Source organism: Ascidiimonas meishanensis, assembly GCF_037782385.1.
GTDB classification, from domain to species: domain Bacteria; phylum Bacteroidota; class Bacteroidia; order Flavobacteriales; family Flavobacteriaceae; genus Ascidiimonas; species Ascidiimonas meishanensis.
The window spans coordinates 1-16,122 of sequence record NZ_JBBEXD010000020.1 but is presented as its reverse complement, the minus strand read 5'-3'; the positions used below and the strand labels follow the sequence as shown (position 1 = coordinate 16,122).

At 34.4% G+C, this 16,122-nt stretch carries 5 protein-coding genes; all 5 read left to right on the top strand.

Translation table 11 applies throughout. The annotated features are described in order from the left end of the window. Positions 1 to 1,663 (top strand): condensation domain-containing protein (locus WBG07_RS19165; protein WP_340203728.1); only part of this gene is annotated, 1,663 nt, incomplete at its 5' end. A gap of 25 nt (positions 1,664 to 1,688) precedes the next feature. Further along, on the top strand, positions 1,689 to 3,296 hold the full coding sequence (locus tag WBG07_RS19160) for an MBL fold metallo-hydrolase (RefSeq protein ID WP_340203726.1): 1,608 nt from the start codon (positions 1,689 to 1,691) through the stop codon (positions 3,294 to 3,296). Between the two features lie 92 nt (positions 3,297 to 3,388). Next, positions 3,389 to 5,251, top strand: coding sequence for an asparagine synthase (glutamine-hydrolyzing) (asnB, locus tag WBG07_RS19155; RefSeq protein ID WP_340203724.1), 1,863 nt, complete (start codon positions 3,389 to 3,391; stop codon positions 5,249 to 5,251). 180 nt (positions 5,252 to 5,431) lie between these two features. Then, entirely contained in the window at positions 5,432 to 8,542 is a 3,111-nt protein-coding gene (locus WBG07_RS19150) for an amino acid adenylation domain-containing protein (protein ID WP_340203722.1), read from the top strand. Positions 8,543 to 8,655: 113 nt separating this feature from the next. Next, positions 8,656 to 16,122 (top strand): amino acid adenylation domain-containing protein (locus WBG07_RS19145; protein WP_340203720.1); only part of this gene is annotated, 7,467 nt, incomplete at its 3' end.

Genomic DNA, 16,122 nt, shown 5'->3' with positions numbered 1-16,122 from the left:
ACAGTTGTCTTCTTTTCCTTTAACGGTGAATGGTAAGATAGACCGCAAGGCGCTTCCAGAGGCTACCATCATTCAGGAAGACAATTATGTTGCTCCCATTAATGAAACCGAAAAAAAACTAATTGAAATCTGGGCAAAAATTTTAGATGTTAAGGAAAAACAGATTAGTGTAGAAAGAGACTTTTTTGAATTAGGAGTAAATTCAATAAACGCTTTTCAAACGCTGATTCAGATTAAAAAGCAATTTTCTAAAACTATTGAGGTTGGTCATATTTTCTCTCACAGAACCATTAGAACACTTGCTAATTTTCTTGACACCTTAGAAACTACTTCTGAAGAAAAAATACCTAAGGTTTCTGATGAAGGTTTAGTGGTAACATCTTCTGCACAAGAGCGTATGTTTTATTATTACCTAATGGATAAAGAGAGTCTCGTTTATAATATTGCAGGGGGAATAATGATTGATGGTCATCTTGATCAAAAAACATTGAAATCAAGTATAGAATCGGTAATAAATAGACACCCAAGTTTAAGGACTGGTTTTGTCTATAATGAAGAAGGAGTATTTCAAAAGGTATTTGAAAAAGGACATATAAACTTTGAGATTTTTAATAGCGGATCTGTAAATCTAGATGATGCTTTTAAAAACTTTGTTCGCCCTCATAATCTTGAAAGTGGAGAGCCAGTTAGTTTTGGTTTATACAAGATCTCAGAAACCAAAAATATCTTATTTATTGATGTACATCACATTGCTGCAGATGGTTATTCATTAAAAATCTTAATGAATGATTTAAAGAAGCTACTAAAGGGAGAAGTCTTAAAGAAATTATCTACTAATTATTTGGATTACGCTTCATGGCAGCGACAAAAAGATATTCAAAAACAGCAGGCATATTGGGCTAACCAACTAGATGGAAATCTACCCCAACTAGAACTATCTTACGTAGGAGATACTGAGGAAACCGAATTGGCAAATGCACAATTAGAACAATTGGTGATAGAAGGAGAAGCTTTTGAAAAGATAAATCAGTTAATCAAAGAAAAGGGAATTACCAATTTTATGTTTCTGATCTCTATTTACTATTTATTACTTCATAAAATAACCGGAAACAATGATATTATTATTGGTTCTGATGTTCTTGGAAGAACCAATACCGCTACGCGTGAGATAGTAGGAACTTTTGTAAACATCTTACCACTGCGCTTTAAAATAAACCCCGAGCAAAGTTTTTCAGATTTCCTGAATGCTGTTAAAAAACTTGTACTGGATGCTTTTCATAATCAAGATTTTCAGTTTGACGAGATGGTAAAGATGGTAGGTATAAACTCAAATGCTTCTAAAAAACCACCTATCGCTCAGGTACATTTCGCGTTTGATGATTTTAATTATAATGAGCAAGCTTTTAATGCAGGAGACTTGTCGTTTACACCTGTAGAATTAAACCGAAGAGGCACTACGCAATATGAATTTAAGCTAGATGCCTCCAAGAACAATAATAGCTTTAACATCGGTTTTGTCTACAGTGAAAATCTTTACGAAAAAGAAACCATAAAGGTATTTCTCAATTATTATTTCAACATCATTAATTATGTGCTTAGAAATGATCAGTTACCGATTCGGGATATTGACGTGAATTATTCAGCAGAAATTATCACTTATTAAATTAAAATAAATAATCATTAAAAAGATGGAAAATTATTATTTGAAACCCAATGTGGTTATAGAACCATTGTTTGATAGATGGTACGCCTGGCCACATCTTATTTCTCCTGCCACGGCAGCGATGAATACAGTTGACCGGCATTTAAAAATCATGAACTCTTATGTACAAAGTCCTAAGTTGCATCAGGCAGCGGTTAAAAATCCTAAAATGTTAGGAGGGCCTTTTATGGATTATGATACAGAACGAGTAGAAGACGTGAAAAATCTAATTGCTAAAATAAAACAAGATCAATCTCACCTCATAGAATTTCACAAGGCAGTAAAAGAGTTAGATGAATTGCTAAGAACAAAAGCAAATGGCTATGCTATGGAGGAGCTTTATAAGGAGGTTCCTGAAATTTTAAGAGGATATGTAGAACTGGTTTATGACTTGAATAACAATCCTTCGTTTCGTTTTTATGAACCTTTATTGTATGAAAGTGAACTTTATAGTAAAAAATCACAAAGCATTGCACTGTGGATAACAGATAATGATGAAAGACCATTTTGCTTGAGCACTCCACGTTTGGACGATCCGAACTGTTTGCATCTAGAAATACCATTTGATCATGAAGGTATTGATGCATTGGCTAAAATGAAAAGAACACCAAGCTCTATAGATGAAATAGCGGAGTTATTGAATGTTCCACTTGAAAAAAGAGCGTTGTTTGACACCTTCTTTACCACACAGGAGCATCCTGCTTATAAAAAATACGATGGAGAAAAGGCAAGAATGCGTTATTTTGGTCATGCATGTGTTTTAATTGAGACCAAAGAGGTTTCAGTACTGGTAGATCCGGTGATTAGTTATTACGGATATGAATCTTCTGTAGAACATTTCTCAGATATTGACATTCCTGATGTAATAGATTATGTTTTAATAACACATAACCATCAGGATCATATTGTCTTTGAAACCTTACTTCCGCTAAGACATAAAATTAAAAATATTATTGTTCCTAAAACATACAGTGGAAGTTTACAAGATCCAAATCTGAAAATGATGTTCAATAACATTGGTTTCAATAATATAATTGAAATTGGAGAAATGGAGAAGATACGGCACGGAGATGTCTCCATAACAGGCTTACCATTCATGGGAGAGCACAGTGATCTGAATATAGTTTCAAAATTATGTTATTCGGTAGCTGCAGGTGAGTTTAAGTTCTTGTTTGTAGCAGATTCCAGAGTTTTGGAAAGCAAAATTTATGAACATGTACAAAAGATTATTGGTGATGTAGATGTAATCTTTCTGGGGATGGAATGTGACGGTGCACCTTTAACATGGCTCTACGGTCCATTGCTTACCAAAGAAATATCTAGAAAAGACGACCAGTCAAGGAGACTTTCGGGGAGTGATTTTGATAAGGGAATGTATTTGGTGAACAATTTTAATCCTAAAGAAGTATATGTATATGCTATGGGGCAAGAGCCTTGGTTAGAGTTTATAAGTAGCATTAAATACACACCAGAATCACACCCTATTGTGCAATCAAATATGTTGGTAGAAGAGTGTAAAAAAAGAGGGCTTATTGCTGAAAGACTTTTTGGTGAGAAGGAACTTCTTTATCACTATGAATTGACACATTCCTAATTTTTAAAAGTTGAAATTTCAATTAACCAGACTGCTTTTGGTTATCAAGCGGTCTGGTATTTATAATCAATATTTATTTAATCTAATTTATTATGTGCGGTATTTGTGGATATGTTCGTTTTGATAAGGGTGTTAACGGAGAGGATCATCAGATCATTCAGAGAATGAATGATAAATTATTGCACCGTGGCCCGGATGCTCAAGACACTGTTTTATTTGATAATGTGGCTTTTGGTTTTACAAGATTAAGTATTATCGGGCTTAACAACGGGATGCAACCTTTAAGTAATGAAGATGATTCACTTGTGTTGATCTGTAATGGTGAAATCTTTAATTATATTGAACTTAAAGAAGAACTAGTTCAAAGAGGACATGTTTTCAAAACCGACACTGATATTGAAGTTATTCTTCATCTGTACGAAGATCATGGAACAAAATTTCTCAATAAGTTAAATGGACAATTTGCCTTTGCTCTTTATGACAAGCGAAAGAAAAAATTGTTTTGTGCAAGAGACCAGATGGGGATTATTCCTTTTTTCTATACGAAGGTTAAGAATACATTTATTTTTGGTTCAGAAATTAAATCTGTCATACAACATCCCTTAGTAAAAAGAGAAGTGGATAAGATAGGCTTAGACCAGATTTTTACTTTTGCGGGCCTAGTAGGCCAGCGAACCATGTTTCGTGACATTTCAAGCCTGGAGAATGGTCACTTTTTGATGATTAATGATAATGGTGATATTAAAAAAGAACAGTATTGGGATCTTATTTATCCTAAGGGAACCATACATCTTAATGGAAAAGGAGAAGAATATTACCGAGGTAGACTTGAAGAGTTGTTTGAAAAGTCTATACAGCTAAGGTTACGTACCGATGTTCCTTATGGTCTTTATTTAAGTGGCGGATTAGATTCTTCTATGATAGCCATGAAAGTAAATCAATTGAATCCAGGCATTAGCAACGAAGCATTTTCTATTGATTTTGTAGACTCTATGCACTCAGAGTCACACTATCAAAAAATGGTAGCCAAAGAAAGTAATTCGCACCTGAATCAGAATATGTTCTTATTTCAAGATATTACTGAACGCTTAAGAGATTCTATTTACCATAGTGAATGTCCAATAAAAGAAACGTACAATACAGCTTCAATGGCTTTATCTGGAAGTGTTCGAAAAAAGAATATAAAAGTAGTACTCTCAGGTGAAGGAGCAGATGAGTTTTTTGCAGGCTATGTGGGATACAGATTTGATAAAATGCGCGAAATGAAACTGGTACAAAATGAATGTGATGACGCAGAGAAAGCTTTGAGAAGAAAACTATGGGGCGATGAAACCTTTTATTACGAACGCAATTTTCTGGAATTTGAGCAAGAGAAAAGAGCGCTGTATAGCAAAGCAGTAAACGCATCTTTCGATGAAGTAAACTGCCTCAACTATCCATTAATTGATAAGAAAAAAATTGAAGGATTAGATGTACTCAACAAAAGGGCATACATAGATTATAAAATAAGACTGGTAGATCACCTCGTCTCAGATCATGGAGACCGTATGGCCATGGCAAATTCAGTAGAAGTTCGTTATCCTTTTTTAGACAAAGATCTTATTGAATTTTCTGCTCAGGTACCTTCAGAGTTAAAGCTTAATGAATTCACTGAGAAGTATATCCTGAGAAAAATGGGTGAAAAAATACTTCCAAAAGCAGTTATGGAACGGGAAAAGTTTCATTTTATAGCACCCGGAAGCCCCTACCTAGTACAAAGAAATAATGAGTATATAAACGATTTATTATCTTTTGATACTATTAAAAGACAAGGATATTTTAATCCTGAAGAAATTGAGAAGCTCAAGAACACCTATAGTCAGCCTGGCTATAAGATCAATGCTCCATATGAAAATGACCTGCTTATTACAGTCATAACATTTGGAATGCTCTTGGATGTATTCTTTGAGAATTAACTAATTCTCTTTCAAAAAGTCATTAGCCGCTTAATCGCTTTCGCATATAACATTCAACTTAAGTTTTCTTTAATCATTAGGAAGTAAAAGAATCGCAAGATTTTCTTTTACATCCATTTTCATGAAAAAAAGAAAAATTCCAGACCATCAAAATTTTAATTCAACTTAATAGTATTTATTATGAATTTTCAAAAAGAACTCATTGGCAGTCTTCAAAAGAATGCTGATAACATTGCAATTGTTAAAGAAGACCAATCAGTTACGTATTCAGCTTTACATAATTCAGCTCAAAAAGTAACTGCATATCTATTACAGAATAACATAAAATCAGGCACTTATATTGGTTTGGTTATAGAAGACAGAATTAATTTTATAACTGCAATGATTGGAGTTATGAATGCCGGATGCATTTTCGTGCCAATAGACAAAACTTTGCCAGAACAAAGATTGAAAGCAATAGTGAATGAATTGGAATTAGCATATGTAATTGGAGATGATGCCAATGAAATAAACCCTTTTGGTGTAAAAAATATATTTGAAATAAGCGAAATCCTTAAGCTGGCATTATCAAATTCAGTAAACTATCCTGAATTCACTGGTGAAGATAGTTTGTATGTATATTTCACTTCAGGTTCTACAGGAAAACCAAAAGGAGTTATTGGTAAGAACAAGAGTTTACTACAGTTTATAAATTGGGAGAAAGATACTTTTAATATTGATACCTCTTACAGGTTCAGCCAGTTTATAAGCCCTTATTTTGATGCTTTTTTAAGAGATATTTTTGTTCCTTTATTTTCGGGAGCAACCATTTGTATTCCTCCTGCAGAGGAAGATTTTTTTACCCCAGAAAAAATGTCGGTATGGATTGCCGAGAACAATATTTCTCTTATTCATTGTGTACCTAGTGTATTCAGGGTTTTTTCAACAGATGAACTATTGGTTGAAAATATGTACCCTTCTTTAAAATATGTATTGCTTTCAGGAGAGAAGATAATTCCGGCTACCTTACAAAAATGGTTTCATACTATTGGAAAGCGAATCCAATTGGTAAATCTTTACGGATTAACCGAGACTACCATGATTCGTTCCTGCTATAAAATAAAAGCAAAAGATACTAGTAGAGCGAGAATGCCCATAGGAAAGCCCATAGCAGATACCGAAATCATTGTTGCGGATGCTTCTTTAAAACCCAATAACATTTTAGTACCTGGTGATCTTTATATCATATCTGATTTTATGACTAAAGGGTATCTCAATAATGAAGAACTTACAAAAGAGCGATTTGTAGAAATAAAGCCAGGAGTTATTGGCTTTAAAACAGGAGATAAGGGAAGAATTCTACCCGATGGCACTATTGAACTCATGGGTCGTGCAGACAGACAGATCAAATTAAGAGGAATAAGAATTGAGCTAGACGAGGTAGAAAGTTTAATTACAAAGTCAGAAATAGTAGAAAAAATTGTAGTGGTTACTTCAGATGATAGTGCAGACGCTTCCCTATTTGGTTTCGTAAAACCCAAGGCAGAATATTTTTCTGATACACTGTTCATAGATAAGCTAGAAGCGTATATGCAAAAAAGCATTCCCTCATACATGATCCCTTCAAAACTTGTAAAAGTAGATAACTTTCCGCTGTTGAGTTCAGGGAAATTAGATCTTAAGAAGTTAATGGAGATGGCAACGCAGACTGAAAAAATAATTGTTGAACCAATAAACGAAACAGAAGCTAAATTGTTAGCCATATGGAAAGGAATTTTGAACAAAGAAGAGATATCTACAGACGATAGTTTTCTAAAAATAGGAGGAAACTCTTTAAGTCTCATGAGGCTTATTGCAAAAATCTATGCAGAGTTTAGTGTGCGTATACCATTAGGAGAGCTTTTCAAAAATCTCACCATTGCTCAACAGGCAAATTTTGTAGTGAGTTCAAAAGAACAAACAGATCCTTATAAAATTAAAAAAGCTTCCGATAAAGATCGCTATCCGCTTACAGCGGCGCAGAGAAGAATGTATTTAAATTATGATTTAGACAGGTCAAGTACAAAATACAATTTACCCTATGTGGTTCAAATTAAGGGTGATGCCAGAAAGGATGAAATTGAAAAAATATTGAAAGAAATAATTCAAAGGCATGATACTTTAAGGACTGTTTTTCAATTAACCGATGAAGGCGTGCATCAGGTGATTAAAGATACTATAGATTTTGAGTTAGAAGTACTTAACTCAACAAAGGTTGATGAGGGAATTCACAAGTTTATCAAACCATTTAACCTTAGTGATGGACCACTCTTTAGAGCAGGAATTATAACGGATGCAGACAATAAGGATTTTTTAATCATAGATATACATCATATTATTTGTGATGGTGTTTCCCAGCGCAATCTTTTCACAGAATTTTTATGGTTGTACAATGGAAAATCTCTGGAGGAATTGCCACTTCAATTCAAAGACTTTGCAGAATGGGAACAAGACTTTGTGGTATCTGCAGAATACACTGCTTTACGAGAATTTTGGATGAACTCATTTGAAGAGGAGATTCCGGTTTTAAAATTGCCTACAATAAATAACGTTGATTCAGAAACTTCCAGTGAAGGAAGTAATACCGTTTTTCATATCGATAAAAAACTGATTAATCCGGTCATAGAGGAATTGAGACAAGAAAATGTTACTCCTTTTTCTGTCCTTTATACATGCTTTATAACTTTTCTTTCTCAGCTAAGTGGTCAAGAAGATTTTACAGTAGGAATTGCAGCTTCGGGAAGAATTCAAGAAGAGGTGCAGCCTCTGGTTGGAATGTTTGTCAAAGCTTTACCAATAAGATACAAAATCGCTTTAGATAAAACGTACCGCTCTACGGTTAAAGAGGTTCATAATTACTTAGCAGAGGCAGTTAACAAACAGCTATATGACCTTACAGATATTGTTACAGATCTTTCCAAAATCAAACAAAAAGGGAGTGAAGAATTATTCAATGTGATGTTTACCTTTCAAAACTACGGATCAGATGAAATGGCAAACCTGAAAAAAGACTTTGAATTACACTATTTCAAAAAGTCAGAAACTAAATTTCCTATCAATCTTATTGTGAGTGAGCTTCAAAATTCTTATGAAGTCTCTTTTGAGTATGGGACTTCTTATTTTCATGAAAATGATGTTGACACGCTTATAAAATCTTTTATAGAGATTATTGAAAAATTGGCCGAAGACACTTCTGTACAAATGTATGATTTAATTGTAGAACAGAATGAAATGGAAGACATAGCTGAAACCGATATCTCTTTCAACTTTTAGTACTAATTAAATCAATTAATGCGCATCTCCACAGATGCGCATATACCACTCTATATTGATGGTAATTACTTACCACAAGAAATATCCAAACACTAATCAAATACCCTCGTAATATGGAAAATACATCTTTATTAGACACTAACTTGGTAAAAGAAAAAAATCAAGTATGGGCAGAGAAGTATTGGGAATACCGATTAAAAAACGTATCGATAGATCAATATTTTGACTTATCTGCGCAATGTTCTTCTGTTTCCGAGATTGATGAAGGTTTGTTGGACTTTGAACTATCCAAAAAGTCACAAAATGACTTACACAGACTTGCTCCATCCCTACAGGCTAAAGAGATGGTTCTCCTAGGAGCTCTGAGTGTATTGGCTTATTCTTATTCCGGTATAGACGACATTACAATCTTTAAATCACAAAAAACGAATAATAATGATGCAAGCAACAACATCGTTTTACCAATACGTATTTCCAGATTAGAAGAAATGAGTTTTAAGGAGGTATTAAACCAACTTAAAACAAACCTTATTAAAGATAAGGTTAATGCACACTCTTCTGCTTTAGGCCTCTGGTTAAAAACAAAGACTTCCGGTATTGAAAAACAGTTGGTGGGATGGATATTTGAAGAGAAATCTTCAAGCGTTTCCTGGGGAGCACAAATGCCTGCGCTGGTATTTTGTTTTAATAGGGATGAAATTTCAGAATTTAAAATAAAATATGATACTCATCGCTTTGACCAGAGTTATATAAAGGAGATTGGTATTAATTTTTCTCATGTTCTTGACAAGTTAATTCAATCAAGGGAAAGTTTATCTGAGAATTTGTCTGAAGTTAGAAAAGAGCTTTTTAGACTTATAGATGGGCAATCTGAGAATTTACCTATTGATTTAAAAACCAATTTGCTAAACATTTATCAGAAGAGGCTTCATAGAAGTTCTGAAGTTAATTTCATCAACAACCAGATAAATGAGGTATCTATTGCAGAGGTTGATAAACGTGTTAACTCCATAGTAAGCTGGCTACAAAACCAGCATATAGGTGCATCCAAACCCGTACTATTAATTATGCAGCGAGATGAATGGTTTTTGAGTAGCATTTTAGCAACTTGGAAAGCAGGAAACGTCTATTTGCATATAGACCCTACCATTTCAAATACAGAGTTATTAAAGATTAAAGAAGTGGCGGATGCTTCAGTAATCTTAGTTTCTGATACTGAAATTGAACAAAAAATAGCTTCTACTGATCGTTTGAAAGGGTTAATACTTAACTGCTCAAAATTGGAGATCAATAATAACAAGAGCTTTGATATACCTTTTATTGATCCAGCAGACATAAGTCACTTTGTATGCGCAAAAAATAAAAACGAATATCAACTGGAATCCATTTCTCACGGTCAACTTTTTAATCATTTCTGCGCTCAAATAGTGCCGTATATCTCGGTTAAAGTTCAAAATAATTATGAATATGCACAGCAACAAATCTGGAAAGTATTTACAGAAATAGTCGCTGGCAATGAAAAAATTTCAGCTTGTGAATCCACACCAGAATTATTTCTTAAATACGATTCTGGTATCCTAAATTCGGGAGATTGTAACATGCTTTACAATTTTTCAAATATAACTTTGAGGAGAAATATTTTAGAAAAAAGCGAAACCACATCAATTCCAAAAGCTCCTGAGAAGAAATATTATAAATTGTCTTTAGCGCAAAGAAGAATGTATTTTCTTCATGCTTTTAACCCAGCGTCTGTGGTATATAACATTACTAAAATTTTTCGTCTTAGTGAGGCTATAGAGATATCTAGACTGGAAATTATTTTTAACTTGTTGGTTCAAAGACATGAAAGTTTAAGAACTAATTTTAAAGTAGTTGATGAAATTCCGGTACAGGAAATTCAAGATAGTACCAATTTTGAAATGGTATATAGGAGTGCAAGTGAATCTAATGCACCCAAGATTGTCAATGAATTTGTAAAGCCGTTTGATCTTGCTAATGAGCTTCCATTTCGAGCCGGTTTAATTTCAATTAAAGAAGGCGGATATATTTTGATGTTAGATACACATCATATTGTAAATGATGGACTGTCTTATGAAATACTTACCAAAGATTTTTTAGCGCTTTATCAAAATATGGATCTTTCTCCATTAGAAATTCAGTATAAGGATTTTGCAGAGTGGCAACAGAGTAAAGTTCAACAGCAGCGTATTTCTGCACATAAAAACTATTGGCTTGATAAATTTAGCGATGAGGTTTCCGTTTTAGAACTACCCACAGATTACGACCGTCCGATTCTAAAAAGCGATAATGGAAATAGCATTGACTTTACAATAACTTCACAACTTAGAGAACAACTATATACTCTTTGTAATGACCAAGGCGTAACCATGTACACCTTACTTTTAGCAGCATTTAATATTATGCTTGCTAAGTTAGGAAATCAGGAAGATATTATTGTGGGTACACCTATTTCTGGAAGACACTATACAGAGGGATATCATGCAGATCTTGAGTCTATTGTAGGAATGTTTGTAAGTACCCTTCCTTTGAGGAATGAAGTTAGAGGCTCACTTCAATTATCAGAATTTCTCAATGTTGTGAGTAGAAATGTTACAGAAGCCTTTGAACATGAACTATTTCCGTATGATAACTTGGTAGAGGCTTTGGGAGTAGAAAGAGACTCAGGAAGGAACCCGCTTTTTGACACTATGTTTTCCTACTTTAAGGAAGGTATTCCAGCGTCAACGAATACACTTACTTCGGCAATTCAGCCATACGAAGAGCAAGAAAAGGGGCAATCTATTTTTGATTTAACACTTAATGTCAAAGAGACTGAGGCAAACGTTTACTTTTCAATGCAGTATTGTACCGATTTGTTTTTAGAAGATTCTATTCGAAATTTTATTGAATATTTTAAAAGAGTATTAGCGAATATTGCTAAGAACCTTTCTACCAGAATAGCTGATATAGATATTCTTTCTTCACAGGAAAAGTATCAATTATTACATGAGTTTAGTAATAACTATCCTGAAAACGGATATCAGGGAACAACTACAGTACTCGATACACTTTTGAAAAATGCTCAAAAGTATGCTTCTGAAACTGCGATTGTATACAACGACAAAAAGATTACTTACAAAGAATTAGAAGAGCAATCCAACCAGTTTGCGAGTTTTTTAAAGAAAATGGGGGTTGCTAAGGGTGATTTTATTCCAATTTGTCTAGAAAGATCAATAGATCTTATAGTTTCTGTGCTAGGCGTTTTAAAAGTAGGAGGGATTTATGTACCAATTGATGCAAATTATCCTAAAGATCGTGTAGATTTTATGCTGAACGATAGTAATGCGAAAATCGTTTTAACTCAGAGATCTTTAGAAACCCTTGTAAACTCCACTAATCAAAAGGTAGTGTTTGTAGATGAAGAGAATTATAACAGCTATACCATAATTCGTCCTTCTTCTAAGATAGACGTTTCAGACCTTGCCTATGTAATTTATACCTCTGGAACTACAGGACAACCAAAAGGTGTTTTGATAAAACATTTTTCATTGGCTTCACGGGTAAACTTCTATCTTAACTATTATAGTTTAACTAATAATGATTCAATTCTTTTTTACAGATCATTCAGTTTTGATGGAGTAATTGAAGAATACATAGTTCCTTTTATGGCAGGGAGTACTTGTGTTATCGCTCCCGCAAATTTCAAGTCAGATCTTTATAACAACATCCTAAATTATATAGAAAAACACCAAATTACTAAGGTAAATATGCCTCCGGTTCTCCTTCAAAGTATTTCAGAGAATATAGAGCCGGCCAATGTAAAAAAATTAGCCTCATTAAGGCATATTGTTTCTGGTGGGGATAAACTCACCTTATCAATGTTCCATGCTTTTAGAAAAAGTATTGGTACTAAAGTGTCCGCAGTTTTGTATAATTCTTACGGACCAACAGAAAATACCATTGACTCAACTATATTTAAATTTGAAAAGGAAAAGGAATATGATTCAATTTCTATTGGTGGTCCTGTTGGTAATTCTGAAATTTATATTTTAACAGAAGAAGGTGGTCTTGTGCCAGTTGGGGTAATTGGGGAGATATGTGTTGCGGGAGATGGTATTTCTTCTGGATATTTGAATAGAGAAGAACTAACAGCAGAGAAATTTGTTTCGCATCCTTTTAAAGAGCATCAGAAAATTTATAGAACTGGTGATTTAGGAAAATGGCTTCCAGATGGCACTATTGAGTTTAAAGGCCGCAAAGATAGTCAGGTTAAAATCAGAGGGTATCGCATAGAGCTTGGGGAAATTGAAAAACAACTCGCTTCTTTTAATTTGATAAGCGAAGCGGTTGTAATGGCAAAAAATGCAGGGAATAACAAGTTTTTAGTGGCGTATTACGTAGCAAAAGAAGAAATATCAGCTGAAAAAATTAAAACCTTTTTGACTGGAAAACTTCCTGACTTCATGGTGCCTTTGTTTTATGTTCACATGCAGGCATTTCCGTTAACATCTAATGGCAAAATAAATCGAAACGCCCTGCCACATCCTAATACGGTTAATTCAGAGGCCATTGTAAAACCCACAAACGATATTGAACAAGCCTTAGTAGAAATTTGGACGGAAGTATTAAACTTAGAAAATGGCGCTGTAGGCACTTCTAATAGTTTCTTTGATTTAGGGGGTCATTCTTTGAATGCAATTTCGTTAGTCAATAAAATCAATAAATACTTCTCTGTAAGTTTATCCTTGCGTGAAGTATTTTCATTACAAACTATTCAGGCATTGGCGTGTCATATAGATCAGAGTACAGTTCAGGTGCATCAGGCGATTATCCCTTCTGGGGAGAAGCCATTTTACGCTTTGTCATCTGCGCAGAAACGAATGTACTTTTTGTATGAGTTTGACCGTCTGTCAACCGCCTATAATATGCCAGGAGTATTTAAGATTGGTAAAAGGCTTGAAGTTGCTAAATTAACTCAGGCGTTTCAGTCTTTGGTAAGGCGTCATGAAAGTTTACGAACTCAGTTTATATTAGAAGAAGGCACGGTAGTACAGCGTATTGTATCGGCGGAAGTCTTTATGGTAGCAACCTATACTTCAAATGAAGCATCAGCAGATGAGGTAATCGATGGCTTTATGAGACCTTTTGATTTGGCAAATGACTATCCATTTAGAGCGGGTCTTATTCATTTAGAAGAAGGGGGTTACATCCTTCTTTTTGACATGCATCACATTATCAGTGATGGGGTATCTCATGAGATCTTACTGAATGATTTCTGGCGTTTGTACCGAGGAGATTCCTTACCTGAGTTACCACTGCAATACCGAGATTATGCGGAGTGGCAGCAGAGTGATGCACAGGCATCACTGGTAGCTTCTCATAAAGAATACTGGCTGGATGTTTTTAGTGAAGAGGTGAATGTACTGGAACTCCCTACAGATCATTCAAGACCTTTGGTAAGAACAGATGAAGGAGGAAATGCAGCCTTTAGCCTAGACAAGGAATTGGTGCAACAGTTGCAAGCTATTGCCAAAAATGAAGAAGTGACTACTAACATATTATTACTTTCTGCGTACTATTTGCTTTTAGGTAAGTTGGGGAATACAGAAGATGTTGTAATAGGAAGTCCGGTTTCAGGACGTTTACACTTTGATTTGGAGGGGATTGTTGGAATGTTTATCAATACACTTCCTTTAAGAAATAAACCAAAATCTTCGCTTTCTTTTAGAGAATTTTTGCATGAAGTAAAAGCCAATACATTAGCAGCTTTTGATCATCAGCTTTATCAATATGAAGATTTAGTAGAAGCCTTACAATTAGAAAGAAATACAGGAAGAAACCCATTATTTGATGTCACCTTTACTTATAACATAGAAGGAACCTCAAACCAAATGGAATTTTCAGACCTTGAAATAGAGAGTCATGAAGACGGAAGCAATGAAGTTTCAAAGTTTGATATGAGCCTGATTGTTACTGAAAATGACAATGAGTTATATTTTTCAATTAACTATAATCGTACGTTATTTGAGAAATCAACTATTGAGAGATTTATCTCATGCTTTAAAACAGTACTCAAGTCTATTGCTTCTACAACCAATTTTTCAATTGGAAAATTAAAATTGGTTTCCCCAAAAGAAGAGAAGTTACAATTAATAAACTTCAATGAGAATTCAATCCAGATACCAAAAGATAAAAGTATTGTGGACATCTTCAAGAAACGGGTTGAAGAGCATCCAGATAATATTGCCCTGCTTTTTGAAGGTCAAGAGTTAACCTACGAAGAATTAGAACGTAGATCCAATCAGTTAGCTAACTATCTAGCAAATCGCGAAGTTGCCCAAGGTGATTTTGTGGTGGTTTGTATGGAAAGATCTATTGATATGATAGTTGGAATACTGGGTATTTTGAAAGTAGGTGCCGCCTATGTACCTATTGATCCTAATTATCCGCAGGAGAGAATAGATTTTATTTTAAAAGACACAAAAAGCAGAATTGTGTTATCTGATTTCTTTTTGATGGATCGCTTTCAAATGCATAGCGAATTAGAATTTTTAAGTTTAGAGATTCTTGAAGCTGAAATTGAGACCCAGCCTGTAGATTTTGAACCCATAAGTATTAAAGGAGATTCACTGGCATATGTAATATACACTTCTGGTTCTACAGGACTGCCTAAGGGAACATTAGTACCTCACAGTGGTGTGGTTCGTTTAAGCTTTCTGGATTGCCTGATTTTAGATGAGAATACCAAAATGCTTCAGGTATCTTCAGTTTCCTTTGACGCAGCTACTTTTGAAATTTGGGGAGCACTTCTTAATGGAGGACAATTGGTATTATTTCCCTTTAGCAAAGTAGATATTACTGATTTAAATAATAGTATCAGGGAAGAAAATATTAATACCATATGGCTTACAGCAGCATTGTTTGATCAATGGGTGAGAAGTGACCTTGCTAAAATGCCATTAAAATATTTGTTAGTAGGAGGAGATATCGTAAAACCAGCGAGTGTACGAAAAGTATATGAGGAAATTCAGGAAATTGAGGTGATTAATGGTTACGGACCTACTGAAAACACCACATTTACCTGTTGCTATACGATTCCAAAAAATCATTCAGTACTAGAGCCTATTCCTATAGGGAAACCCATTCCGGGAACCAAAGTATATGTTTTAGATGATAATTTAGAGCTTTGCCCTATTGGAGTCTCAGGCATGTTATATACATCTGGTCTTGGCCTGGCTAAAGGATATCTAAACAATAAAGAACTTACTGAAAAAAGCTTTGTTAACAGCCCTTTTGAGAAGAACGAAATTCTGTATAAGACAGGAGACCTTGTTAGATGGACACAGGAAGGAACAATTCAATTTATAGGCCGTAAAGATACTCAGGTAAAACTCAGGGGCTTCCGCATTGAATTAGGAGAAATTGAAAAACAACTACAGTCCCTAGATTCTATAGAAGAAACCTATGTAATAGCAAAAGAGACTAATAATGATAAATACCTGATTGCTTATTACGTGGGAGCTTCGTCAATTTCCCCAGATATTTTACGTTCTTATTTAAGCAGTAAGCTTCCCGCTTAT

What these genes read in the sequence shown, in the direction of transcription:
- WBG07_RS19160 (WP_340203726.1), top strand. Translation starts at nt 1,689, where the DNA reads ATGGAAAATTATTATTTGAAACCCAATGTGGTTATAGAACCATTGTTT.
- asnB (WP_340203724.1), top strand. Translation starts at nt 3,389, where the DNA reads ATGTGCGGTATTTGTGGATATGTTCGTTTTGATAAGGGTGTTAACGGA.
- WBG07_RS19150 (WP_340203722.1), top strand. Translation starts at nt 5,432, where the DNA reads ATGAATTTTCAAAAAGAACTCATTGGCAGTCTTCAAAAGAATGCTGAT.